The organism is Nostoc sp. (assembly GCF_036916735.1).
Classification (GTDB): Bacteria; Cyanobacteriota; Cyanobacteriia; order Cyanobacteriales; family Nostocaceae; genus Nostoc.
In genome coordinates, this window is record NZ_JBALFV010000041.1 from 131,415 (window position 1) to 156,603 (window position 25,189).

The window sequence follows — 25,189 nt, forward strand, 5'->3', positions numbered from 1 at the left end:
ACAATATTCAATTCGATTTTAACACGAGCCAAATTTCCGAATATTTGACGCTGGGTGCGACTTTCTCTCAAACCTAAGCCTCAAACCATTTCCTACTAGCGAATCAGAATAAGAATAAAAGCCTCTCTCCCACACAGGGAGAGTTTGGAACAGAAAACTAATCGCACTCTATTTTCCCAAATAAGCTTCTAGAACTTTGGGATTAGTTTGAATTTCTGCTGGCGTACCGTCAGCCAAATTTTGTCCTTCGGCAAGTACCCAAACGCGATCGCACAAGGACATAATTACATCCATATTGTGTTCAATAATCAAAAAGGTCATCCCATCTTCACGGTTCCAAGTGATAATGCGATCGCAAATATCATCAATTAATCTCGGATTCACACCAGCAGCAGGTTCATCCAACAAAATTAACTTGGGATTAGTCATCAACGCCCGTCCCATTTCTAGTAGCTTGCGTTGTCCACCAGACAAGCCACCAGCATAATCGTGTGCTTTTTTTGCTAAACCCACTGATTCTAATAGAAACATTGCTCGCTCTTGCAGTTGCTTTTCTTCCTTAGCTACAACGTGCGGTTGCAACTGCAAGAGCCAAAAATTTTCACCAGTTTGTTTTTGCGCCGCCAGCAGCATATTTTCTAACACCGACAACCGCGAGAGAGTCCTTGCAACCTGAAAAGTGCGGATTACTCCCTGTTGGGCAATTTGATATGGTTGCAAGTTGTGAATCGGTTCGCCGTCAAAAATCACTCGTCCTTTATCTGGGCGAATGAAATTTGAAAGTAAGTTAAATAAAGTAGTTTTACCAGCACCATTGGGGCCAATTAAGCCCGTAATGCTGCCTTTGGCAACTTCAATTTTCGCCTCATTAACTGCTTTGACACCACCAAAGCTTTTAGAAAGTCCAGTGGCTACCAAAAGGGGAAGTGGTGATGACTGATTATTTACCAAGAGTAAGTTCCTCCTTTTTCCCTAGAATACCTTGAGGTCGCCAAATCATCAGTATCATCAAAATTAGTCCGATTACCATAATCCGAAATGCACCCAAACGGGCTTCATCAAGGGGGACGATTCTGGGTAAGACTTCCCGCGTCAGTGCATCGTAAGCAAAGAAAATTACTGCACCTAAAATTGTGCCAACGTTATTACCAGAACCGCCTAAAATCACCATAATCCAAGTGTCAAAGGTAATCTGCGGTTGGAAATTATCAGGGTAAATAGCGCTAAGTTGCCAAGCAAAGAAAGCACCAGCGATACCTGCGATCGCACCTCCTAACATGAGAGATTGTAATTTATACCAAAAGACATTTTTTCCCAGCGCCTTGGGAATTTCTTCATCTTCACGGATGGCTTTGAGAATTCTACCCCAAGGCGATCGCACCAAAATTTCTAAGCGCCAGTATACAAATGCTAAAACTAGCAACAACACTAGCATTAAACCCGCTTTTGGGTTGTAATTATACAGTCCGATTACCCCAGAAATATAAATCGCTGCTGCCAAAATGGCTAACACAATTCCCACACCTAAACGCGATATAAATTCTTGTTTGCTAGTTGTCCTTTTACCTAAATCAGTAGTCCGAGATATTTGGGTGGTGCGAATCCATCGCCACAAGGTAAAGAAAGTTGCAGCAGCCAGCAGTGTCAAAAGCCCAATCATCACAAATTTGACAAACAAATTCGGCTCTGTGGATAGGGGTATAGGATAACTTTGCACACCAAACGATCCAGAAGTCCAGGTGTCACCTACAGGTAATTCCTGGTTATTTACCACCAAACGAATTAATTCGCCCGTACCAATGGTGACAATTCCTAGATAATCTTCCCGTAAGCGTAGAGTTACAAAACCAATTATTAAACCCAACAAGGCGGCAACAATTGCCCCAGCTACTGCCGATATCTGTAGGGGTACGCCCTTTAAGCTTAACAATACGGTTGTATATGCTCCCAGGGTCATGAAAGCAATATGACCAAAGTTAATTAATCCCGTAAAGCCCCACTGTAAATTGAGTCCTAATGCGAATAGAGCAAAAAGTGCTGTGGAAATTGCTAAGAAAATGAGATAGTCAACCATGTTTTGGAATGGGGAATGGGGAACTTGTACTGAGCGCAGTCGAAGTATGGGGAATGGGGAATGGGGAATGGAGAATGGAGAATAGTTATTTTCCTTGTCCCCCTACTCTCTACTCCCTACTTTCCACTCCCTAAGCGAATAAATTTTAGCGTAGCTTGAGCAGAGCTAATTTTTGGGAATACTATTTATTGTTGGTGTTTCCAGTAAGGAATAATTGATGTATGAATTTGCTGCGACTGAGAATGCATCACTTAATCGAGCAGTTAGGTGATGACGATTTGCAAGACATTTGGGATGTTCTCGAAGCTTTACATTATGACTTTTATATGCTCAAAGCGATACAACAAGTCAAGCGATCGCAGCAACCGTGGGATATCTTAACCCATGAAGAAGCGGTAAGATTGTTGATGTTTTTCTGATTCAGCAGCGCTTTCTTTTCTGGCCCCTCAAGTTTTGGTTAAGGTAACGCCTAGTGAGTCTGGAAATGCGCTATGCAAGGTCTTTTTTACTAGACCTGAAGAATTTAGAACCTGCTGCCTATGAGCGGGTGTATGATTTTGTATTTACTGAGTTAGCCCAAAAGTGGCAGTTGAGCGATTTAAAAGAACTGCGACAGCTTGATAATGAAGGCATTTTTTACCGCTTTACCCTCGATAATTACTTGATTGGTATAGAAATCAGGGGTGAAATTGTGAAATTTCTGCGTGTCATCCCTATGCCAGATGTTTAAAGTCAAGAGTCAAGGGAACACTTAAAACTGTAAACTGTATAAGGCTAGGCAGGGATCGCTATAACCTTACATTAAACTGGTTTTGAAAAACACTTTATTTGAGATTTCCCTATGGATGCTAGGGCACTTTGGCAAAGATACCAAAACTGGTTATATTTCCACGAGGGATTAGGACTTTACTTAGACATAAGTCGAATGCGGTTCGACGATGCTTTTGTAGAATCGTTGCAGCCGAAGTTTGACAAGGCGTTTGCGGATATGGCTGAACTGGAGAAGGGTGCGATCGCAAATCCTGACGAGAATCGCATGGTTGGACACTACTGGCTGCGAAATCCTGATTTAGCGCCAACTCCAGAACTTACACAAGAAATTGTCCAAACCCTAGAACAAATCGAAGCATTTGCAGAAAAAGTCCAAACAGGTGCTATTCATCCTCCCAGAGCAAGCCGCTTTACGGATATTATCTCCATTGGCATTGGTGGTTCCGCCCTCGGCCCCCAATTCGTCGCAGAAGCCCTTGCTCCTGATTTCCCGCCCCTGAAAATCCACTTTATCGACAACAACGATCCGGCAGGTATTGATCGCGTTCTCAATCATCTGCGAAATAGCCTCGCTAGCACTTTGGTTTTGGTGATCTCCAAATCTGGGGGAACGCCGGAACCTCGTAACGGCATGATTGAAGTTAAAAAAGCCTACGCCGGACACAATTTGGAGTTTGCTCAATATGCGGTAGCAATTACTAGCGTTGATAGCAACCTCGATAAACTGGCCAAAGACGAAGGTTGGCTGGCCAGATTTCCTATGTATGACTGGGTAGGAGGACGCACCTCAGAAATGTCTGCTGTGGGGCTAGTACCAGCCGCATTACAAGGCATTGATGTTAGCGCTATGCTAGATGGCGCAAAAGAAATGGATGACGCTACCCGCGTCCCAGATGTGAAAAATAACCCCGCAGCCTTGCTTGCTTTGTCTTGGTACTTTGCTGGTAACGGAAAGGGCGAAAAAGATATGGTTGTCCTACCTTACAAGGACAGCTTATTTTTATTCAGTCGCTATTTGCAACAGCTGGTAATGGAATCCTTGGGCAAGGAAAAAGACTTAAACGGCAACGTTGTTCATCAAGGCATCGCCGTTTATGGCAACAAAGGCTCAACAGATCAACACGCTTACGTCCAGCAGTTACGTGAGGGGGTAGCGAATTTCTTTGCTACTTTCATAGAAGTGTTGGAAGATCGTCAAGGCCCATCGACTGAAATAGATCCAGGAGTTACATCAGGCGATTATCTTTCCGGTTTTCTCCAAGGAACCCGACAAGCGCTTTATGAAAATCACCGCGATTCGATTACAGTCACGATTCCCCAAGTTAACCCTCGAACTGTAGGGGCATTAATTGCTTTGTATGAGCGTGCTGTTGGTTTATATGGTAGTTTGGTCAACGTCAACGCCTATCATCAACCAGGTGTAGAAGCTGGCAAAAAAGCTGCTGCTTCCATTCTTGATTTACAAACACGAGTGGTAGCAGTGCTACAAAAAGAAAAAACTCCCCTTTCTCTTGACGAACTCGCCAACAAAGCAGGCGCATCAGATCAAGTTGAGGCAATTTACAAGATTTTGCGTCATATCTATGCCAATCAGCGAGGTGTGGTTTTGCAAGGTGATTTTCACAAACCCGATAGTTTGACCGTTTCTGCTAGCTGATAGCTCTAGTCATCATATCATATTTTGTCCATAATTGTTGTATCAGCAACAATTATTTATTGTGAAGCATCCTAGATAGAAGATATATCTTCCGTCTAGGATGCTTCACTATATTAATTCGTAATTCGTAATTAAGAAGACTTTTAAAACATCCTCTTAATTACAAATTCCTCGTTCCTATACTCTGCATGAGAATGCTAGTGATTGGGGCGGGCTGCGCGATCGCTCGTTATTGCTTTCTATAAAATAAAGTTAAGGCAGCATCAATAAGTAGGATTAATGCTATGACTGAATCAACTGCAAAACAACCTGCACGTCGGGGTAGAATTTTTCCAGAACGCACTTTACCACCAGAAGAACTTGCTAGACGCAAAGCTGAAGATGAAGTATTTTATCGGCGTTGTCGGGCAATTTTTGAGCATGTGCGTCCCGATTTGATTAAGGAACAGGAACACTACGGCTGGTATATTGCTGTGGAGCCAGATAGTAGTGATTACTTAATTGATGTAGATAAAATGCAAGCTCATAAAAAAGCCCTTGAAAAATACCCAAATAGTAGACATTGTGTATTCTGTCTAAATGAAACGGGAACAACTGGCACAATATGATTCAGGGTATGTTTAACAATAGGGGACAGTTATTTTTTGAAATTGATATTTTGAAACGAACCGCCAAGGCGCAGAGAACGCAGAGGGAAGAAAAGAGATATATTGTACTATCTTTAGTTAATAGGTAAATCACGGAGAAAGTAAAAGCGATCGCTATTCCAATCGCTACTTTTTATTCGTCCTAAATAGCCTGTTAAGAGTGAAGAAAGTTCAATTAGTAAATCGTGAACGACTTCATCATTTAGCCGGGGATTATGAGTAGCATTGTAATGAACACGAATTTCTGTAACTGTGAAACTCGGATGTGTAATTTTTGCAGTTTCGTTGTCTTGTTCAGAAAGTTCTTTGACTGCTATGATAATCTGCGATCGCAATTTAATTTCTCTCTCAGCTTTATCAATATATTCACCAATTTTATAATCAATTTGCCCAGGTTCTAGATATTGCTGTAATTCTACTAAGTTAATAGCACCTGGATATTTTGCTTTGAATTCAACTAGTTTTTGTAGAGTCATTACATTTATAATACTAATTTTAGATATCTCAGCAGATTCTTTCAAATTTTTAGTCGGTTTACCTGGGCCAATAATTAATCTTACAGCTTGAAGATAATTTTCTTTTAAATGCCTTCTACCAATCCTATCTAATTCTTCTACTGCACGATCAGGAATGGTTTTTCCTGCTTTACATTCGCAAACAAGAGGATAAGGTTGTGAGCAAAATAAGTCCAAGCCACCTGCACCGCCTTTGTAGTTTTCTTCAACTTTGAATCCTAAAAAATCAAGGCTACGGCGTGCGATGATTTCAAAATCTGTACCAGCTTGATAGTTGCTTTTACCCTCATCTTTTTCTATGCTGCGATCGCCCAATTTTGCAATATCATTTATCCAAGCTAAATTTGGATCGGGTTGCTTAATTAGCTTGTCACTACTCCAACCCAAAAATACTTTGATGTCGTCGTCTAATTGTTTCGCTGCTGGTTGGCTAATGGTTAGGGATGCGATCGCACTCTGCAATTCTTCTAATTCAGGATGTAGTGGTGGTTGTCGATTTTCTAGTTGATGCTTGCGTTGGGCGAAGGTGCGATCGTTTAATATTGGGTTTGCTTCAGAAACCGTTAGAGAATTAGGTAAAATAAGAAATTTTCCTAGCTTTTCCTGAATATTGGGATTGACTGATATTTCTTGTAACTGAGGTAAGTGATAGACGCGCAAGTAAGCCAGGAAAAGATACTGCTGTTTTTGTAGTATTTCCTTTAATACTTTTTGTGTCCATATTGTTAACTTAGATAAAATATCTAATGGCTTAGTCTCGTCTAAAATTTGGCAAAGTTCACATTTAGCCCAAGCTTTAATTGAAACTGAAGCATCAGTAGGATAAAGTGCAAATCTCTGCCCAGGACGAATAAACATCCTGGGTAAAGCTGCAATTGTTCGCCCCTGTATTAAGGCTTCAATATCAGGGACGAGTAGACACAGCGCTGTTGGAATTGAAAACTGCTGATTCATTTATAGCTAGCTATAGATTTAGTTCGACGTAATCGGCGGTAGCAAGACTTTAAGGAATACTAATAGGTAGGTAATCCATCATCAGTTAAATTTGTATGTTATTGCCCAGAAGGATCGCTGAGGATTTCCCGAATCAAAGGATTGTTGATTGCTAGTTGCTTCTGTTTAATAAAGTCAAAAATTTGTTCTTCTGTTAATTCGTAATTTCTCCAGTTATAGTAAACAGATGAGATGGCTAAAAGAGGTTTAATATCTTCACTTTGTAAGCGTACCCATTCTCCACCTCGTTCTTTTAAAAGAATTTTCAAGCATTCTTGAGGTACTGAAGCTCCCGGATTAATTTTCTTTGAACGAACTAAGCAACCACGAGTCAGGTTAAACTTTTCGTATTCAATTAGTCTTTTCAATGCTGCACCTATAAATTTTCCACCAGATTGTTGAATAACAACTACTCCTATCTTGACTTTTCCATTATTACCAACAATTCTGAAATTAAGATATCCTTGATCTGCTTTATTGGCTAAAATTTCCTCGACCCTTTCAACTTTCACTTCTTCTATTTCTATTGTGTCTCTAGCTAAACTAACGAATGCTACCTTCAGAGCAGCAGCAATTGCTACTTCATCTTCTATGAGTAAATGTATAGTAGAATCAATATTGACTATCGCTGCCTTAAAATGCGGTTCAACCGGATGATGCGGTTCAATCAAACTAAAATTATCTGCACACCATTTTAAAATTGATCTAACAGTAGGTCTTTCTTTACCTTGTTGCCTAAGCTTATTTTCATCAAATGGGTATAGAAGATGAGGAGGAATTTTTTGTCAAGAGCATCAAACACTGCATGAGAGGCATGAGCATTAATTGAAGGTACATCAGGAAAACTTTTTCCCCATATTTGTTGCGGTTTAACAATAAGATGCCCTGCAAATGGGTTTTGCTTCTGAATTAATTTGTCAATGTCAGATGTACTATTAATCATAGAAATGTGAGGTTTATAAGTAAATATTTGAAAAAATTTAAGGTTTCAGACGTTTTGAGTAACAGCGTAATCCATTGAGTTCTGTAGTAATAGAATCTTCTATTTTGTCGCTTGCATTATCTTCTACAGTTCCGCCTTGTAGTTGCAAAATGTCGTTGCCTTGCATTTCTAGCAGCCAATCATTAAACTCTGTACGACTCACGCGATCGCCTATTGCTCTCCTAATGCGATAAATTGGCACTAGATGATTAAAGTTGTACTCATAGTTCAGCTTGTCGTAGACTTCCAACGCCACCGACTTAAACTTGTCATAAGAAGCGATTCCTTGGGAAAGCTGCGCTAACGCACCTTTAACCCCATTAACTGGTACATCTGCACCAACTACGGCAACATCAATCTGACTAATCCACTTCACCAACGCATTCGCCGCCCAAGTACCGACAATCGTCCCTTCAAATTTAAAATCAGAACTTCTCAAACCCTCACCCAACACCTCTAAACCCTTGCCAGATGTCAGAGAGTATCCTTTTTTGGAGATTGCGATCGCACCCTGATTCTGCAATTCTTCAAATGAACCCTGATAATCTGCTACCTTCTGGCTTTTGGCTACAATTCGCTTAGTGAGTTGACCTTTTTTAACTTCCTGCTGCGTTCCTCCCAAATCCCACAAAGCCAAAAGGAGACGAGTTCTAGTCTGGGCTGTATTTTGTGATGTCATATTGAGTGTATTTTTTGGCAAAGATCATCATAGTAACTGTATCTTTTTAATTTATTTAACCCAAAAAAATAACCGAGAAATTGCTGAATATTTCCGCGTTTGGGCTAAATTGATTAATTAAAAAATCAACAATATATTTCCTTAGGATGAATGCAGTTTCTCTCAAAGGCAGGATGGAATACTAGAGAAAATCGCTGATTATAACAGTGAAACGCTGTAGCTGTGCAGTTGTAAATTGAGTTGTAGATGTTTTTTCAATTCCACGCGAAATAACAGGAATTTCAACTTTGTTTTTGCAACAGCAAAGCTTTTAGCAAATACAGGTGATGATGAAATCCGATGAACACAATATATAAAGAACGTAAAATAGTTTCGCGTCTATTTGCAGTGCTGCTTTCGGCATTGCTAACCGTACCCTTGCTGAGTAGCTGCGGAGGTGGTTCCCGAAACGCTTCAGTACCACCACCAGTTGATGATAGTGCTGGTAGAACAGTTAGTGATCGCCAAACCGAAGCTAAGAAGGGATTGGGTACGGGGCAAAAAGTGGCACTTTTGGCAGGAGCTGCGGCACTTTACTACATGTACAACCAACATAAGAATGCTTCACAAGAAGGAGCGCAAGGTAAATACTATCTTTCTAAGAACGGGCGTGTATACTACCGTGATGCTGAACATCGCGCTCATTGGGTAACTCCACCATCAGAAGGAATTCGAGTACCGGAATCTGAAGCACAACAATATCGCCAATTCCAAGGCTATAACAGGAGTTCTACAGGTCGCGATCTAAGTGGCATAACCTCATCCGCAGCTCCAGCGCTCTAGATAGCAAAGCGTGTGTAAATAAGAAAGCGGGTTTCCCGGAGGATAACGCCGATCGCGCACGTCGGAAACACTAATTTAAATCAGGAGACAGATTATGGTAGATGACTTTTTGCGAAAGGCGAAGGATCTCTTCTTTGGAGGAAACAGCGATAAATCTGAAGATGCTGAATACCGCGATCGCAATGTCCGTCCAGCCAGTGAAGACCCCTACGGCGACCCCGCAGACCCGGCATCCTATGGCAACGTGATTCCAGCCAGTCAAGATCCCTACGGCGACCCCGCAGATATATCGTCTTACGGCAACGTGATTCCAGCTAGCCAAGACCCCTATGGTGACCCCGGAGATATAGCGTCTTACGGTAATGTACGTCCAGCCAGTGAAGACCCCTACGGCGACCCCGCAGACCAAGGGGAATTTGGTAACGTCCGTCCAGCCAGTGAAGATCCCTACGGCGACCCTGCAGATGAGGATTACCGCCGTTAACGCGAAACCTAACCCCCTTAAAACAATTCGCAATTCGCACTCTTGCTATGCCCTGCTACATTCGCAAAGCGTCTTGTAGAGAGGAAAGCAATTACATTTTGTAAGGGGGATTTAGATTTAGGCTTGCTTTCGCGCTGCTTGATAAAAGCTATGCAACTTAAACCCCCAAACTAGGAACCCCCAAACTAGGTTAAAAAAGGGGTAACTGAGTTAAAGTCCCCCTTAAAAAGGGGGATTTTGGATTTAAGGGAGATTTTGGAGGATCTACTCAGCCAAAATTTCCTGCGATCGCTCAATACTTCTACGCACAGATTGGGCCCAAAGGTGAAACATCATACCAAATCTATGCGCTAAATCCCCGCCGATTCATTCTCACTCCTGAATTCTTCTTATTATTTAAACTCTTCAAGCTGATCTACACGTAACCAAACATTTGGCGTTGGTACTTTCCCGAACTTAACAAGGGCGTAATCACCTTTGACATCTACAATTTCGCCCTTGCTATCAAACAAATAAGAAGGAAAGCGAGTATCACTAGCTTTTGCTTCTATACTGTTTTCCAGTTTCTCGCGGATAGCGCGAACCATATCTCCTTTTTTGACTGCCATGAATTCCCCTCTCAAATTTCTAGATTAGACTTATCCGCATTTTAAAAGACTTCCGAGGTAAAACTCCCAACTCCTGTACAGACGCGATTAATCGCGTCTCTCCCAACTCCTAACTCCCCATACCGTTTGTTTGACACTGGGGGCAAAAGTGACTAGATCGCCCAGTTAACCTAATCCGCATAATTGGAGTGCCACAAACTCGACAGGGTTCTCCAGCGCGGTTATAAACCCAGGCAATACCACCATAATTGCCATTGACACCTTTAACACTTAAGAAATTACTAAAAGTCGTGCCGCCAGCCTCAATGCTGGTTTCTAAAACTTGAATTATGGCTGTTCGCAAACGTTCAATTTGCTTTAGCTGCAAATCTATACATAAGGTTTGAGGTAAAATTCCACTCATAAACAGGGCTTCATCGGCATAAATGTTACCTAATCCCGCCACTACCGATTGATCCAGTAGTGCAGTCTTAATCGGACGGCGACGGTTTTGAAGTTTGAGAGCTAGATATTCAACAGTGAATTCGGGTGAAAATGGATCTGCTGCCAGTGTTGCTAAACCAGTTATGATACTTTCTACAGCGACACCAGGCGGAACCCACCACATTTTCCCGAAGGTACGCTGATCAACAAAGCGTAATTCCTGCTGATCCCCAAAGAATAATCTAACCCGCGTGTGCTTATGTAATGGTTCATCTCGATGCAGCCATAGTAGTTGACCGGTCATTCGCAGATGAACCCCTAGCCAACCTGTAGAAGAGAGTTCGGCAAGAAGATATTTACCACGACGATGCCAAGTAGCGATGGCTGCGCCAACCCCTCCGGGGTACGCATTCTCTTTAATTCCATCAACAAACTCACCAACAGAAAACGGGTAGGCGATGGTGCGATCAAGCAACACATCTCCACCCGTAATTTCTTGGTTAAGGGTCAATTGATTTAGGCCCCTTCGGACCGTTTCAACTTCAGGCAGTTCTGGCATTCAAACTGATTAAGCAAGCAATTTTTGATGTACTTGAGGCTTCAATAAAGAAGAGATGGAGTAGTAACTTATACAGCCGTAGATAGCTCGCATTACTAGCCAAGAGAAACCGTAAATACCCTCAGGGCGGCTTCTCATAGATTAGGGTAGGCTTGGGTAAAAGATGAATGAACTGAAATTTTCAGACTTCAGACTTCAGACTACCCTTCATCATCGCATCAAACAAGCCCCTTGTAGCTTTGCTGCTATTTTTTAGGTGCTTTAGCCTTTGGTGCTTCAACCTCGACTAATTCATCCTGGGCAAAGTTGTTGGTATTGATACCAGAGTAATTGACCTTTTCAAAGCGGACAATTACAGGGTATTTGATGCCGCTTTGGTCAATGGAAGCCACAGTTCCTAGATCCTGAAACCAGTAGGATTCAGGGCGGAGAATACGTACTTTAGAACCACGTTGAACCATGATTATTTTCCCTTTTAGTTATCAATCGCCAATCTAGAGGGCTAATTGATTTCACTCTACAACCTGAAGGTAGCAGCAAGAGTCTTTGTTAAGTTATTTGTCTGAATTGGGCGTTGAGCATTGGTTATTAATTATTCTCCTTCTGCTCCCCCTCACCCACTCCCAAGATTGAAAATTGTATTAGATAATACTTGACAAGGCACGCGTTATGGCGTACCTTCGTTCGCAAACAGTTATTTTTTAGAAGCTTATGTTTTAGTTAAGACAAACACACTTCCCTCATTACCTCTGCCAATTCGCAGATCGTTATCTATATAGGTGATATCTAACCAGCCTTGCTGTTTATCACTCTTGATTACAAAATCAATTGCGGGAAATTTTCTACCTTCTTCAATTTGTTGGATAAAAGTTACCGGAGAATTGTATTCTATTAAACGTTGTAAGCCGATAATAGACCGCTCAAATTTAACTTGGACACGCCGACCTGAAACTGGCTCAAATTTAGCAGCAACGCTGACTAATCCTTCCAAATAAGGTAAGCCATAAATCTCAGCTATGTTGTAAACGCTGGCAGTATCAACCCGGATACACTGATAGATTTGACCAAGTTTGCAAAAAGGTAGACCATCTAAGTTTAAAAGAGCCTTGCTGGTGGTGTATAGTAATCGCCAATTACCATCTAGCAAATTACTAGCTTCTACCGGATTGGGTGTAGGATTAAAATCTTCTAAATTGGCGATCGCTGCTAAGATAACCTGTTTCTGGGCTTGGGTCGCCAGTAAACCGCGATTTGTAAGTGCGATTGCATCCATTAGAGCCGCTTTTTTACTCATTGCCTGTCACCTCAAAAATCAGTCCTTTTCATCAGCATAAACAAGATATTCATAACCTATGTATAGAGCCATAAAAATTACTAAATAAACGCTTTGCGTAAGCTATACGCCTATTAAATAAAAAATTTCTATCTGAATGCGGATTTATTAATTAAAGGGTTGAAAAGATAACTAAATTAATCCGTGTCAAGTGATAGACTCTAAATGTCAACTTACGTAAACCTTTTCTTGTCCTCCTTGATATGTTGAATTCTCCATTACGTGAAGTACCCCGTAATCAGCGAGCCGATGTCATCCCCTTAAAGCAAGAGTCCTCTTTGTTGGACTGGTTGCAAATTAACGGCCGGATCATCGCGCGTGACGTTCACGAACCGGATTTTCAAGATGACGAAGAAGAAATAGACTCCCTAATGGGTGTAGAAGATGGGATTGGCTACGACCTTGATGATGATGACAATATAGGAATTGCCGAGGATTAGCCTTTTTAGGCAACTACTGCAAGGCGGAAGTCAATAGTTAAAAGTCAACAGTTAAAAGTCAAAAGTCAAAAAATCGTATTCTGCGCTTTTGCACCATTTGAAATGGTATGTTTATTTCCGCCGTGCTGTACTAGGAACTTAGTAGTATTCCTAGTTGCTGAGATTGAATTTTATAAGTGTGGAGTGAAGGGAAACTTCTGTGGACGCTAAATTATCTTCTGAGCAAGGTTTAAATATTTCTGGAATCGCTCTAGCCTCTTTATTAGCCGTAGGGCTAGCTACAACAGCCTTTTTATTGGATTTGATGGCCAATAGGCTACCCTGGCAAAGTATGTCGTTAACCCTGCCACTGCTGTTGTGTGCTATGGGTTCAGGTATCATCGGTTATTGGGTAATACCCCTACTTCAAGCACTCAAAACTGGACAAGTAATCCGTGAAGATGGCCCCCAAGCCCATCTAAAAAAGGCAGGCACGCCAACAATGGGAGGTATATTTTTTATCCCTGTAGGTGTGATAATTGCCTGTATATTATCTAACTTTGCTAAAGAGGTGCTTGCAGTTTCGGCTTTGACAATCAGCTACGGATTAATTGGCTGGCTCGACGATTGGCAAATTCTGCGCCGTAAATCAAATAAAGGTATATCTCCTGGAACGAAACTGGCTTTGCAGGTGGCTTTTGCGGCAATGTTTTGTTTATGGCTGATGTTTAATCAACCTTCCAATATTACAAATATTGCTTTGCCTTGGGTGAGCTTCACACTTCCCTTGGGGTTCCTATTTTGGCCTTTAGCAGGTTTTGTGCTAGTTGCAGAAAGTAATGCGACTAATTTAACAGATGGCATTGATGGCTTGGCAGCAGGAACAGTAGCGATCGCACTTTTGGCATTAGGTGCTTTAGTCGCACCTACAGCACCTGGCTTGATGGTTTTCTGTGCTGCTTTAAGTGGTGGGTGCTTAGGTTTCTTAGCTCATAACCGTAATCCAGCCTGCGTTTTCATGGGAGATACTGGTTCTTTAGCACTGGGCGGCGCTTTAGCGGCTGTAGCCCTATTGACAAACACCTTAGTAGCTCTGTTCATTCTCAGTGGTATCTTCTTTGTAGAAACCCTTTCAGTAATGGCACAGGTAAGTTATTACAAAGCCACTAAAGGTTCTGATGGCAAAGGCAAGCGCCTTTTCAAAATGGCACCTTTACACCATCATTTAGAACTCACTGGCTGGTCAGAATTACAAGTGGTTGGAGTATTTTATGTCATCGCTGCTATTTTGGCTGCAATCTGTTTGGCGTAGGCGCAGCCCACCGCAGGCATCGCACCATTCTAAATGTTTTAAAAAATTACCCGAATACAAAATGACAACTCCCACATCATCAGGGAGTTATTTTTTAATTATTAAGTAGGTGGGCATAAAAAAACCGAACTGTGTGAAGAAAAATAAACAAGGCTCAAACTCTTTTTTCCCCTGCTCCCTGCCCGGTTGTTGAGCGTAGTCGAAACACTGCCCCCTGCTTTATCCCGACGATAATTATTTACAACTACCTACTTAATTCCGGTCAATGTAGTTCGATTAAGGGAGATCAATAAATTCCTAAAATTACAGCCAAATACTTTTCAAATATTCTCTTAACTCAAGCGGATTAAATTACGAATTACGAATTATACGTGTTTACATACTCCATAACCCGATTCTTGCCTGTTCGCTTTGCCTCAAGCATCGCTTGATTTGCCCGATTCAGAAAATCTTTAACTGTAATCCCTGGTTCTGATACAGCTATTCCAAAAGAAGCAGTAATGCCTTCGAGAATGCGATCGCCGTCCTTTAATTGCATTTGTTCAACATCTGTCCTGAGTTGTTCTACTCGCTTCCTGAGGTTTTCCAGTGTCATATTAGGCATCACAATCACAAATTCTTCACCACCCCATCTGCAAGCAATGTCAAAAGAGCGAATAGATTTTAACAGCAGTTTTGCTAATCCCTGGAGAACAATGTTGGCAGTCAAATGCCCATAGCGCGAGTTGTAAGATTTGAAGTTATCGATATCAAGGAAAATAACACTAAGAGTTTCTCCCGACCGTTCAGCCTCCGCTAGTCTCTGTTCCGTTATGGTTTGCATATAGTTTTGATTGAATAGTTGGGTCATCCCATCCCGCAAGTTATCATAGGTTAGACGTTGTTTGATCGAGAGATTATTTAGTGCAATGCCTAAGGTTCTAGCAATAATCTCAGTAATTTGTTGAGCTTCTGGACTGATTTCTTCAAGCGCATAAATGTGTAAGATCCCAACTACTTCGCCTTGTCCAAACAAGGGAACACATAAATGTGTGCCGCTAACAGGCTCTATTAAGTGATTGCATATTAGTCCTGAATTATGAGGCGATAAAAGGTTTAATTTCCCTCTCCGCAATGCCCAACACTTAGATAGGGAAAATATTTCTTTACTAGTTCTTTCATCTCCCCAAAAACTATTCATCTGAACATAATTCTTAGAATTAGCAATTATATAGATACAACCACTCATATTAGGAAACAGCTTGGAACAGGTTAAAGCGACCACTTGATACACTTCATCTTCAGACTCGCAGGAATAAAGCATATCTGCCATATCTGAGAGATATATAAGTTCCTGTTTTTTTACCTCTAATTTTTGTGTTTTTTCTTCTAGCTGCCGATTTAGCTCGGTGAGCGATCGCTGTGCTTCTATAGATTCTGTAATATCGAAACTGATCCCACCGATACGACAAGCGCCCGTTGCGTAGTCGCTAAAGGGAAACTTAAACGATAGCCAGTAGCACGGCTGATCATTACCAGGTATTTTTACCTCTTCAATCAGCTTTAAAGGGCGTAGAGTTTTCAAAACGACTTGATCGTTTTCCATAACCCGCCGTCCCTCTTCTGGATCTGGCAAGAATTCACTATCTGTTTTCCCCAACCATTCTTGTGGATCTACCGAAAATCTACACTGTAGCTCTTGGTTGTAGTAAAGCACTCTAGATTGCTCATCTTTGATATAGGCTCCAAAGGGGCCCTGATCTAGGAATAGCCGTTGTATCTGCTGACTGCGTTGAAGTTCGCAGGTGTCTTCTTGAGATTTGGCGATCGCATCTAGAATTTGATAAGCGGTTGGCATCAGGTAGAGTAAGGCACACAAAGAAATAAGCGCCATTAAGTCGAGTACACCTAAGTGCAGCAGCGACACTGCTATATGTGACTCAAAGATTGCTAGAAAGTGATGAAATCCGCAAAATAGTAAGAATCCACCTGATAAGAAAAAGGCTAACCAAAACTTAAAAGGGATAGTTACCTTAGTTTTGGCAAAGAAAACCCCTATTACTATAGGGATGCCAAAGTATGAAAATGCAGTGATGCCGTGAGCAATTATGCAATTCCAGTAAATAGGCTCCATTACTGACCTGATATTAACATTTCATCCGTTTCACTATAATTCTGGTATCCTCAAAATGTATATACAGAAGGGATGAGTTTAATGCGTGATGTATTAGTTTTACAAAAATTATTATAATAACTTTCTCAAAGGCTCCTGATTTCATCTTTTATAAACCTGACTTACTAAGTGAGCGAGTTCGGGCAAAATCAGTTTTTCCATTGCCAGCCGCACAGCATTACTAGAACCGGGAAGCGAAAAGATTAATTTATTTTGATAAACACCAGCAACAGCGCGAGAAGCGATCGCCCGCGAACCAATTTCTTGATAACTTAAAAAACGGAATAACTCACCAAATCCTGGTAAGGTTTTCTCTAGTAACTTTTCAATGGCATCATAAGTAGTATCTCTTGGTGCAATGCCTGTACCACCAGTGAAAATTACAGCATTCAAATTTGAGCTTTTACCTAGATTTTCTATCTGCTCTTGAATTTGTGTTGGTTCATCTTTGATAATTGTGTAAGCTCCTACAGCATGGTTAGCATCAAGGAGTAACTGCTGAATTAGCTGGCCACTTTTGTCTGTTTCAAAAGTGCGTGTATCGCTGACAGTAACCACAGCACAAGTTACCGTAATTCTACGCGAGTCTGGGTGGGGTTGTAGCATTATAGCTCAGTCATGAACTTTTGATCGTGGATAATTGGGCATGGCGAATGGCACATGGGCATGACAATAATTACCGATGGCCCCATGCCCAATGCTCTATGACGCCAGTTGCTTCAACGGATAGCGCAGCGTTAGCGAGTCCTCGAGCGTCGGGAACCTCCGCAACGCACTGGCTCCCCTATGCCTCATTTTTGCTCAGTCCCAGATCGTTTTCTTCAGCATACCGTTCCATGAAGCGCATAAAGCGATCCCATTCTTGGGCAGATTTCATCACGTAAAGTGCTTCTAATGCTTCCGGTTTCCCGTTGATAAATTTAGCTTTAACTTCACGGGTAATTATCTCTCCTTCTTGGTCAATCAGGTACATCCCGGTAATATCTTCGGTGCTACCTTGATCTAAAATCTTTGGATTAGTAAAAATAAACGTCGCTGTGCCACTGTCACCAGTGCGCGATCGCGTCAAGCGCACCTCTGGAGTTACTTCTTCGTCAAGACCTCTAGAAAACTGAATTTTCGCCATGATGACTGAATTTAAACTTTTGTGATGGTTAATTTAATATTCTCTCATCAATTAGAACACCACGGTCTAGAGGCTACTGTTATTCATTTTTTCAGTGTATGTACTTAAATTACTTATTTTTCAAGTAACAAAGTGACTGGGCCATCGTTTTCGATTGTAACATGCATCATTGCACCAAATTGACCTGTTTCCACCAACAAACCGCTAGCTTTTAACTTGGTAACAAAACGATTATACAAATCTGCTGCTGATTGGGGAGTGGCTGAACGGTCAAAAGAAGGACGGCGGCCTTTGCGACAGTCACCATAAAGGGTAAACTGACTAACTACTAACAAATCACCGCCAATTTCTTGTACAGATTTTTGCCAACGGTCGTCTCCTTCCTTGTCAGGAAACAGCCGTAATTCCAAGCACTTACGCACCATCCAGTCGATTTCAATATCAGTATCGGTATTGGCTATGCCTACGAGCAAATTTAGCCCCCGCCCAACTTTACCGATAATTTCACCATTAACTGTAACTTGAGATGATTTGACTCGCTGGATAACAACGCGCATTTTAACTAATTCGTAATTCGTAATGGGCTACGCCCCGCTATGCTGTTTTCATGCCCAAAGGGCTGTACGTAATTCGTAATTATTGAGGAAAGACTCACGCGTAAATGCAGGGGAGTCAGGAAGCGATGTCTACGACGGGCTACGCCTACGCTATTATCTCATTTTCATTGTTCAAAATTGATGGTGGAGTCTTTGGGAATGCATTCCCAGGTTCTACCTGGGAACAAATATTTAACTCCTAACTCCTGTACAGACAAAGATTTTTCGCGTCTGTACAAAAGCGAAAAATCTTTGTCTGTACTCCTAACTTTTACTTGCCAAACCCTTTAGCGCGAGACTTTGAAGGTAGACAAATGCAGTTTTCGAGTTGACTAATTAAAGTCTCACGATCCAAATTTTGACCAATCAGCACTAGCTGGTTTTTCAATTGACCTTTCCACTCATCATCATCCAAGGTAAAACGTTTACCGCAAAGGTGGAAAATATGACGCTTCGGACTTTCATCAAACCACATAATCCCCTTCGCTCGGAAGATATTTGAAGGTAGCTGGTTATCTAAGAAATACTGAAACTTCCTAATCGAAAAAGGCTTGTCACTTTGGAAAGAGATGGAGGTAAAACCATCATTTTCTAAATGGTCAGAATGATGGTGATGATCGTGGTGATCGTGGTCATGATCGTGATGATCGTGACCGCATGTTGAGTGATCGTGATGTTCATGATCGTGATGTTCATGATCGTGATGGTTGTGTTGATCGACCACTGTGTCAAAATATTTATCAGATTCAAACAGACCAACACTGAGAATTAACGGAAGTGGCACTTGCGATCGCGTGGTGCGGAGAATTCTCGCTCCTTCCTTAACTTCGTTAATTTTTGTTTCTAACTCATTCAATGTGGCTTCATCAACCAAATCAGTCTTGTTCAGTACAATTACATCACCATAAGCAATCTGGCTGTATGCCGCCTGAGAGTTAAATAAATCTAGACTGTAATTTGCCGCGTCTACTACAGTAATAATCGAATCTAAACGAGTTAAATCTCGCAATTCTGTGCCCAAAAATGTTAGAGCTACTGGTAGCGGATCTGCCAATCCAGTTGTTTCCACTACTAGATAATCTAGATTTTCTTGGCGTTCTAAAACTTTGTAAACTGCATCTACCAAATCATTGTTAATAGTGCAGCAGATACAACCATTATTTAGCTCCACCATGTTCTCACCAGTGGAAACAATTAGCTCGTTGTCGATACCAATTTCGCCAAATTCATTCACGAGAACGGCGGTTTTCAAACCCTGTTGGTTGTTGAGGATATGATTGAGTAAAGTCGTCTTGCCACTACCGAGGAAACCCGTAATAATTGTTACTGGCATTCCTTGTTTGGGCGTATCCATTGCCGAAGATTCGGGTGTAACTGCTGATTGCATAGCGCTGTTATCAAATAGTCAAAAAATAGTAATGTAGCGCAGATAGTCCAGAAAACACTAGCGCCGCTACGCAAAACTCACGCATTCAAAAGTCAAAATTCAAAAACCCTTGATTTCTGAGCTTTTGAGATTTTGTCCAATAGTATGCTGATTTTTGCCGTGACGTACTAGCATAGGGATGCTGGACTGTCATCCCAGCTGCTTTACCCTATTATTACGTATCTTCTTATTTCAGCATTACTCTGTTATGACCCTAACCCTTTACAATACCCTCACCCGTCGTCAAGAACCGTTTGAAACAGTCGAACCAGGCAAGGTTAAGATGTATTACTGCGGCGTGACGGTATACGACTACTGCCATTTGGGTCATGCTAGAGCTTGCATTGTTTGGGACGTGGTGCGCCGATACCTCCAGTTTATCGGTTATGAAGTACGATATATCCAAAATTTTACTGATATTGATGACAAGATTCTCAATCGAGCCTGTGTTGAACATTCATCAATGGATATGATAGCCGATCGCTTTATCAAAGCATATTTTGAAGATATGGCGCGGTTGGGAATCAAAGAAGCTGATGAATATCCCCGTGCTACCCATACGATGAATGGTATTCAACGGTTAATTCATGAGTTGGAAAATAAAGGTTTTGCTTACCCTGCTGACGGCGATGTATATTATGAAGTGCGGCAGTTTGCTGAGTATGGCAAGCTTTCTGGACGCAAATTAGAAGATATGCAAGCCGGGAAAAGCGATCGCGTCAATTTAGAAGATCCAGAATATCAGAAAAAGAAAGACCCCTTTGATTTTGCTTTATGGAAAGCAGCAAAACCGGGAGAACCAGCTTGGGAGTCACCTTGGGGTGCAGGTCGTCCGGGGTGGCATATAGAATGCTCGGCAATGGTACGCGATCGCCTGGGTGATACCATCGATATTCATGCAGGTGGTGTTGACTTAATTTTTCCTCATCACGAAAACGAAATTGCCCAATCTGAGGCTGTGACAGGAAAACCCCTAGCGCGTTATTGGTTGCATAACGGCATGGTGAAGGTAGATGGTGAAAAAATGTCCAAATCTTTGGGCAACTTTATCACTATTCGAGAATTGCTGGATCGAGGAGTTGACCCGATGGCAGTGCGGTTGTTCGTGCTAACCGCTCAATATCGCACACCAATTGATTTTACTGATGAAGCGATCGCCGCAGCAACCAACGGTTGGCACACCATTAAAGAAGGTTTACTTTTCGGCTACCAATACGGTAAAAAACTCGGCTGGGATTTAGGGACTGGAAATATCCCAATACTCAATACCCAATACTTCGGCTTTGCTCAGTACAAGTCCCCAGTACCCAATCCCGATATTAAACGCTTTCAAGAAGTTGTAAATAACGACTTTAATTTTCCTGGTGGGTTAACAGTGCTGTTTGAATTAGCCAAAGAATTGCGTCGTGAGGGGCATATTCTTGTGCATGAAGGGAAAATTGAAACTTCCCCTGATGAGTTACAGCGTCAATGGCAAACTCTTGTCACATTAGCTGGAGTTTTAGGTTTAGAAGCCAAGATAGAAGCGGAACCTGACAAGACTAGTGGTTTAAGCGATGCGGAAATTGAAGCGAAAATTCAGCAAAGGCAAGAAGCACGTAAAGGCAAAAATTTTGCCGAAAGCGATCGCATTCGTGACGAACTTCAAGCAGAAGGTATTACGCTAATTGATAGCCGTGATGGTACACGCTGGCATCGGAATAATTAAATTCAAAATGATGAACAACCACAAACAAATCACACATAGAACATTTGAATTTTCTGTTCGCATAATTAACCTTTGTAAGGTACTCAATGAAAGTTCTGGAGTCGGGCGAACACTCTCACAACAGTTACTTAAGTCTGGTACGTCGATTGGAGCGAACATTGAAGAATCGCAATCGGCACAGAGTACAGCCGATTTCATTCACAAGCTAGAAATTGCTCTTAAAGAAGGTAGGGAAACCAAATCTTGGCTAAGACTTCTAATTGCAAGTGAGTTGATTTCTGAAGACCGTCTACTGCCAATTTTGGGTTAAATTAACGAGTTAATCAAAATAATTGCCGCAATAGTCGTCAAAACCAAACAAAATCGTCAACAATAACTTCATTAATTTTGAATACTTCGGCTACGCTCAGTACAAGTTTTGAATTTTGAATTGAATTATGTGGTCTGAACTCAAAAAAGCGATCGCTAGTTTCGATATTTCTGCTGATTGGATTGGTATTAGAGCCGTAAAGGAGACTTCTACAACCCGTTCAGTCCGTGACGGCTTACCACAACTAAATGGCAAATCCTTCACTGTAGGAGCCATGCTGGAAGTTTTGGTAAATGGCTGTCTGGGTTATGCAGCAACTAACTCTCTAGAACTATCTTCTTTACAAGCTGCTGCCGAAACAGCCTATAAACAGGCACTAGCAGCCAGTGAATGGTGGATACATCCCTTCCGTGAAAGTGAGCGTCCTAAAGTTGTTGGTGAATATAAATCTCCATATCTTGAGCCATTAGATGCTTTAAGTCCGGGAGAAATTAACGATTTACTGGTTCGGATTTGCCAAACGCTGAAAGTTAACGACAAGATTGTGCAAACCATAGCCAGTGCTAGCACAACCGAGAGAGAGTGTTGGTTTGTCAGTAGCAACGGTTCAGAAGTCTATCAAAAAATACTATCTATAAGCACTAATTACAAAGCCACTGCCCAAGATGGAGCGGTTGTACAGCAGCGCAGCAGCAACGGTTTGCAAGCGAATTGTTACCAAGGCGGACTAGAGCTTTTAAATCAAGAAAACTTATGGCATCGGGTGTGGCAAATTGGCGAACAAGCTGTAGAACTCTTGACAGCAGAAGAATGTCCAACCACCCGTACCAATTTAGTTCTAGCCCCAGACCAAATGATGCTGCAAATTCATGAAAGTGTCGGGCATCCTCTAGAAATTGACCGAATTTTGGGAGATGAACGTAACTATGCTGGCGGCAGCTTCGTTAATAAAAGTGATTTTGGCAACCTAGTATATGGTTCGCCACTGATGAATATTAGCTTTGATCCTACTGTGCCTGGTGAATTTGCTAGCTATGGCTTTGATGATACAGGTGCTGTAGCAACAAAGGAATATTTGGTTAAAGAAGGTGTACTGCAACGGGGTTTAGGCAGTCTGGAGAGTCAAGCCAGAGCAGGTGTAGCAGGAGTTGCCTGTGCCCGTGCTTCCTCATGGAATCGACCCGCGATTGATCGCATGGGTAACTTGAATTTAGAGCCTTTAAACGGCACTTTTGAAGACATTATTGGCGGCATAGAACACGGCGTTTACATGGAATCTAACCGTTCTTGGTCAATTGATGATCGCCGCTACAAATTCCAATTTGGTTGCGAGTACGCTAAATTAATTGAAAACGGTAAATTTACCAAAACCCTTCGTAATCCCAACTATCGCGCCACAACACCAGAGTTTTGGCATAGCTTAATCCAAGTAGGAGATGCGACAAACTGGCAAATGTATGGTACTCCTTATTGTGGTAAAGGAGAACCAAATCAGGCTATTTGGGTAGGACATGGTTCACCAGTTTGTGTATTTGCTAATGTCGAAGTTTTTGGTGGAGGAACTTGAAAAATACAATAGTTAGGAGTTAGTAGTTTGGAGTTAAAATTTTTGAATTAAAAAAAGTCTTCAACTCTTAACTCCTAACTCCTAACTTTCTCGCCTATTATCTATTAATATTTAATATTTATGAAAATTGAGAAATTATCTGCCTTAGAAATCAGCTTTAATCAACTGATTGAAACTTTACTGATTAAAAAAGTCGAAAGTGAACAATTTACTGTGAAACTCAGCAGTGAAAGAAGTCAATTTACTCGTTTCAATCACGCGAAAGTGCGGCAAACTGGTTGTGTTGCTGATGGTTGGATCGAACTGACTTTGATGGCAGACCAACGCAGCAGTATTCGGCAGTTTCCTTTAACTGGAAATTGGGATGTAGATTGGCAGTTAGCATATACTGCTTTGCAGGAACTACGTGACGAACTTATTTTACTACCTATCGATCCATATCTAGTTTTGCCATCAGGAAATAATATCAGTCGGGAAATACATTCTGGAAAGTTGTTGGCGGCGGAAGCAGTAGTACCAACTGTGCTAAAACTAGTTGCTGAATTAGATTTTACTGGTATATATGCAGGGGGAATAGTAATTAAAGCTTATGGTGATTCTAACGGACAAAAACACTGGTTTGCTACTGATTCTTTTACCTTAGATTATTCTCTATTTTCCACCTCTGGACAAGCAGTTAAAGGAACATTTGCAGGAAGTGATTGGGATGAATCTGCTTACATAGCCAAAATTAGCGAAGCTAAAAAGCAACTTGAATTACTTTCTCGCCCAGTGAAAGAATTGCCACGGGGACAATACAAAACTTATTTTGCACCTGCTGCTGTTGGAGATTTATTAGCAATGCTTTCTTGGGGAGCAGTCAGCGAAGCTGATATCCAACAAGGAAACAGTGCTTTAGCTGCTTTATCACGTCAAGAAAAACAACTTTCTCCAAAATTTAGTTTGAAAGAAAACTTTCAAAGAGGATTAGTGCCGCGATTTAATGAATTAGGAGAAATAGCAGCACCGGAGTTAACTGTAATAGAAAAAGGACATTTAGTAAATACGTTGGTAAATTCTCGGACTGCTAAGGAATATCAAAAAATTGCTAACGGTGCTAATGGTTCAGAGACTTTACGAGCGCCAGAAGTGAATACTGGAAATTTAGGATTTGAGCAGATTCTTCCGAGTTTAGATACCGGATTATATGTATCTAATTTGCATTACTTGAATTGGAGCGATCGCCACACTGGTAGAATCACAGGTATGACTCGTTATGCTTGTTTTTGGGTAGAGAACGGAGAAATTCTTGCTCCTATTGAAAACTTACGTTTTGACGAAAGTCTCTATCGCTTCTGGGGAGATAAGTTAGTAGATTTGACCAATTTTCAGGAGTTTATTCCCGAAGTAGGTACTTATGAAAGTCGCCAACTTGGAGGTAGTTTAGTTCCCGGTATGCTAGTAAATGATTTTACATATACTTTGTAATCGTAATTATCTGCTGACAGGAAATCAAAAGCTAATAGGTATAAATAGGTTCTATCGCTCCCTTTATGGTTCCTAATATTAAATCCAATGCTTTTTTAAACGTGTTATCCTTATGCAGAAAGGGTTTTGCAGTTTTCTAGCTTGGTATTTAATAATAGCGTAAGTCACTTTAGCATAAGGGGCGCGATAGAACCTAGAAATCTACTCTAACGGGGAGGTGACATTGGAGCCAATGACAAACAAAGCATTACTTATGAGAAGGGTGATCCTATTAACCTAGAGCGGCGTAGACATCACTATTTCCAAAACCGACAATATCATTGTGGCTATCGCCGTTAACATCACCAAGCTGACGTGGATATTTGTCAAAGCTAGTCCATGCACCATCTTTGACAGTAAAATTATTGTTCAAACCTACAAACACCGAACCGAAAGTGCCATCGCTTTGACCTAAAGAGACCAAGACATTATCATTTCCAAAACCGACAATATCATCACGACCATCACCGTTAACATCACCAAGCTGACGTGGATATTTGTCAAAACTAGTCCATGCGCC

General features: G+C 41.4%; 28 protein-coding genes. 12 read left to right on the forward strand and 16 right to left on the reverse strand.

Features of this window, described 5'->3' with window-relative positions; genetic code table 11:
- Window positions 1-168: 168 nt before the first annotated feature.
- Together V7L20_RS10525 and V7L20_RS10530 are read right to left on the reverse strand one after the other, a co-directional pair.
- Window positions 169-951, reverse strand: coding sequence for an ABC transporter ATP-binding protein (locus V7L20_RS10525; protein WP_334744014.1), 783 nt, complete (start codon window positions 949-951; stop codon window positions 169-171).
- Window positions 941-2,074 carry a branched-chain amino acid ABC transporter permease gene (locus V7L20_RS10530; RefSeq protein ID WP_334744015.1) on the reverse strand — a complete coding sequence of 378 codons (1,134 nt, stop codon included), beginning with the start codon at window positions 2,072-2,074 and terminating at the stop codon, window positions 941-943. The genes V7L20_RS10525 and V7L20_RS10530 overlap by 11 nt, the downstream gene beginning before the upstream one ends.
- A 221-nt stretch (window positions 2,075-2,295) precedes the next feature.
- Here V7L20_RS10530 and V7L20_RS10535 point away from each other — a divergent pair, with 221 nt between their 5' ends.
- The 4 genes from V7L20_RS10535 to V7L20_RS10550 all read left to right on the forward strand — a co-directional run bounded on the left by V7L20_RS10535 (window position 2,296) and on the right by V7L20_RS10550 (window position 5,110).
- Window positions 2,296-2,493: a hypothetical protein gene (locus tag V7L20_RS10535; protein ID WP_334744016.1), complete on the forward strand. Its 198-nt coding sequence runs from the start codon at window positions 2,296-2,298 to the stop codon at window positions 2,491-2,493.
- Window positions 2,494-2,546: 53 nt separating this feature from the next.
- Window positions 2,547-2,804 carry a cytotoxic translational repressor of toxin-antitoxin stability system gene (locus V7L20_RS10540; protein ID WP_334744017.1) on the forward strand — a complete coding sequence of 86 codons (258 nt, stop codon included), beginning with the start codon at window positions 2,547-2,549 and terminating at the stop codon, window positions 2,802-2,804.
- A gap of 111 nt (window positions 2,805-2,915) precedes the next feature.
- Complete coding sequence (locus V7L20_RS10545) at window positions 2,916-4,502, forward strand: glucose-6-phosphate isomerase (protein ID WP_334744018.1); 1,587 nt, start codon at window positions 2,916-2,918, stop codon at window positions 4,500-4,502.
- A gap of 284 nt (window positions 4,503-4,786) precedes the next feature.
- On the forward strand, window positions 4,787-5,110 hold the full coding sequence (locus V7L20_RS10550) for a hypothetical protein (RefSeq protein WP_334744019.1): 324 nt from the start codon (window positions 4,787-4,789) through the stop codon (window positions 5,108-5,110).
- 113 nt (window positions 5,111-5,223) lie between these two features.
- Here the strand turns inward: V7L20_RS10550 and V7L20_RS10555 are convergent, their stop codons facing one another.
- From V7L20_RS10555 to V7L20_RS10570, 4 genes are all read right to left on the reverse strand, one after another.
- Complete coding sequence (locus V7L20_RS10555) at window positions 5,224-6,618, reverse strand: DUF1802 family protein (protein ID WP_334744020.1); 1,395 nt, start codon at window positions 6,616-6,618, stop codon at window positions 5,224-5,226.
- A 98-nt stretch (window positions 6,619-6,716) separates the two neighbouring features.
- Window positions 6,717-7,328, reverse strand: coding sequence for a hypothetical protein (locus V7L20_RS10560; RefSeq protein WP_334744021.1), 612 nt, complete (start codon window positions 7,326-7,328; stop codon window positions 6,717-6,719).
- A gap of 23 nt (window positions 7,329-7,351) precedes the next feature.
- A complete protein-coding gene (locus V7L20_RS10565) occupies window positions 7,352-7,600 on the reverse strand; it encodes a hypothetical protein (RefSeq protein ID WP_334744022.1) in 249 nt (82 codons plus the stop codon).
- 37 nt (window positions 7,601-7,637) lie between these two features.
- Entirely contained in the window at window positions 7,638-8,318 is a 681-nt protein-coding gene (locus V7L20_RS10570; protein ID WP_334744023.1) for a hypothetical protein, read from the reverse strand.
- Between the two features lie 339 nt (window positions 8,319-8,657).
- Here V7L20_RS10570 and V7L20_RS10575 point away from each other — a divergent pair, with 339 nt between their 5' ends.
- Both V7L20_RS10575 and V7L20_RS10580 read left to right on the forward strand, forming a co-directional pair.
- On the forward strand, window positions 8,658-9,140 hold the full coding sequence (locus tag V7L20_RS10575; RefSeq protein ID WP_334744024.1) for a hypothetical protein: 483 nt from the start codon (window positions 8,658-8,660) through the stop codon (window positions 9,138-9,140).
- A 94-nt stretch (window positions 9,141-9,234) separates the two neighbouring features.
- A complete protein-coding gene (locus V7L20_RS10580; protein ID WP_334744025.1) occupies window positions 9,235-9,624 on the forward strand; it encodes a translation initiation factor in 390 nt (129 codons plus the stop codon).
- Between the two features lie 392 nt (window positions 9,625-10,016).
- On the opposite strand, the gene V7L20_RS10585 is transcribed toward V7L20_RS10580, so the two are convergent.
- The 4 genes from V7L20_RS10585 to V7L20_RS10600 all read right to left on the reverse strand — a co-directional run bounded on the left by V7L20_RS10585 (window position 10,017) and on the right by V7L20_RS10600 (window position 12,508).
- Window positions 10,017-10,232 carry an NAD(P)H-quinone oxidoreductase subunit O gene (locus tag V7L20_RS10585; protein ID WP_334744026.1) on the reverse strand — a complete coding sequence of 72 codons (216 nt, stop codon included), beginning with the start codon at window positions 10,230-10,232 and terminating at the stop codon, window positions 10,017-10,019.
- A 109-nt stretch (window positions 10,233-10,341) separates the two neighbouring features.
- Window positions 10,342-11,214, reverse strand: a complete 873-nt coding sequence (locus V7L20_RS10590; protein WP_334744027.1) for a DNA-formamidopyrimidine glycosylase — start codon at window positions 11,212-11,214, stop codon at window positions 10,342-10,344.
- Between the two features lie 245 nt (window positions 11,215-11,459).
- Window positions 11,460-11,675, reverse strand: coding sequence for a photosystem I reaction center subunit IV (locus tag V7L20_RS10595; protein ID WP_094349537.1), 216 nt, complete (start codon window positions 11,673-11,675; stop codon window positions 11,460-11,462).
- Window positions 11,676-11,923: 248 nt separating this feature from the next.
- Entirely contained in the window at window positions 11,924-12,508 is a 585-nt protein-coding gene (locus tag V7L20_RS10600; protein ID WP_334744028.1) for a PAP/fibrillin family protein, read from the reverse strand.
- Between the two features lie 242 nt (window positions 12,509-12,750).
- On the opposite strand from V7L20_RS10600, the gene V7L20_RS10605 reads away from it, so the two are divergent.
- Window positions 12,751-12,987 carry a DUF3134 domain-containing protein gene (locus tag V7L20_RS10605; RefSeq protein WP_334744029.1) on the forward strand — a complete coding sequence of 79 codons (237 nt, stop codon included), beginning with the start codon at window positions 12,751-12,753 and terminating at the stop codon, window positions 12,985-12,987.
- A gap of 199 nt (window positions 12,988-13,186) precedes the next feature.
- Window positions 13,187-14,278: a phospho-N-acetylmuramoyl-pentapeptide-transferase gene (gene mraY / locus V7L20_RS10610; protein ID WP_334744030.1), complete on the forward strand. Its 1,092-nt coding sequence runs from the start codon at window positions 13,187-13,189 to the stop codon at window positions 14,276-14,278.
- Between the two features lie 358 nt (window positions 14,279-14,636).
- Here mraY and V7L20_RS10615 read toward each other — a convergent pair whose 3' ends face one another.
- The 5 genes from V7L20_RS10615 to V7L20_RS10635 form a co-directional block, all read right to left on the reverse strand.
- Entirely contained in the window at window positions 14,637-16,391 is a 1,755-nt protein-coding gene (locus V7L20_RS10615; protein WP_334744031.1) for a diguanylate cyclase, read from the reverse strand.
- Between the two features lie 141 nt (window positions 16,392-16,532).
- The gene (locus tag V7L20_RS10620) at window positions 16,533-17,036 is read right to left on the reverse strand and encodes a MogA/MoaB family molybdenum cofactor biosynthesis protein (protein WP_442943525.1); all 504 of its coding nucleotides are present in this window, start codon (window positions 17,034-17,036) and stop codon (window positions 16,533-16,535) included.
- Window positions 17,037-17,214: 178 nt separating this feature from the next.
- Window positions 17,215-17,556, reverse strand: coding sequence for a photosystem II reaction center protein Psb28 (gene psb28, locus V7L20_RS10625; RefSeq protein ID WP_334744032.1), 342 nt, complete (start codon window positions 17,554-17,556; stop codon window positions 17,215-17,217).
- 113 nt (window positions 17,557-17,669) lie between these two features.
- Window positions 17,670-18,113 (reverse strand): D-aminoacyl-tRNA deacylase, encoded by a 444-nt coding sequence (gene dtd / locus V7L20_RS10630; protein WP_334744033.1) that lies wholly within the window; start codon window positions 18,111-18,113, stop codon window positions 17,670-17,672.
- 310 nt (window positions 18,114-18,423) lie between these two features.
- Entirely contained in the window at window positions 18,424-19,539 is a 1,116-nt protein-coding gene (locus V7L20_RS10635) for a CobW family GTP-binding protein (RefSeq protein ID WP_334744034.1), read from the reverse strand.
- Between the two features lie 247 nt (window positions 19,540-19,786).
- Between V7L20_RS10635 and cysS the strand changes: the two genes are divergently transcribed.
- From cysS to V7L20_RS10655, 4 genes are all read left to right on the forward strand, one after another.
- The gene (cysS, locus tag V7L20_RS10640; protein WP_334744035.1) at window positions 19,787-21,286 is read left to right on the forward strand and encodes a cysteine--tRNA ligase; all 1,500 of its coding nucleotides are present in this window, start codon (window positions 19,787-19,789) and stop codon (window positions 21,284-21,286) included.
- Window positions 21,287-21,293: 7 nt separating this feature from the next.
- Window positions 21,294-21,596, forward strand: a complete 303-nt coding sequence (locus V7L20_RS10645; RefSeq protein WP_334744036.1) for a four helix bundle protein — start codon at window positions 21,294-21,296, stop codon at window positions 21,594-21,596.
- 127 nt (window positions 21,597-21,723) lie between these two features.
- Complete coding sequence (locus V7L20_RS10650; RefSeq protein ID WP_334744037.1) at window positions 21,724-23,163, forward strand: TldD/PmbA family protein; 1,440 nt, start codon at window positions 21,724-21,726, stop codon at window positions 23,161-23,163.
- Window positions 23,164-23,283: 120 nt separating this feature from the next.
- Complete coding sequence (locus V7L20_RS10655) at window positions 23,284-24,630, forward strand: TldD/PmbA family protein (RefSeq protein ID WP_334744038.1); 1,347 nt, start codon at window positions 23,284-23,286, stop codon at window positions 24,628-24,630.
- A gap of 271 nt (window positions 24,631-24,901) precedes the next feature.
- Here V7L20_RS10655 and V7L20_RS10660 read toward each other — a convergent pair.
- Window positions 24,902-25,189: hypothetical protein (locus tag V7L20_RS10660; RefSeq protein ID WP_334744039.1), on the reverse strand; the 288-nt coding region annotated here is incomplete at its 5' end.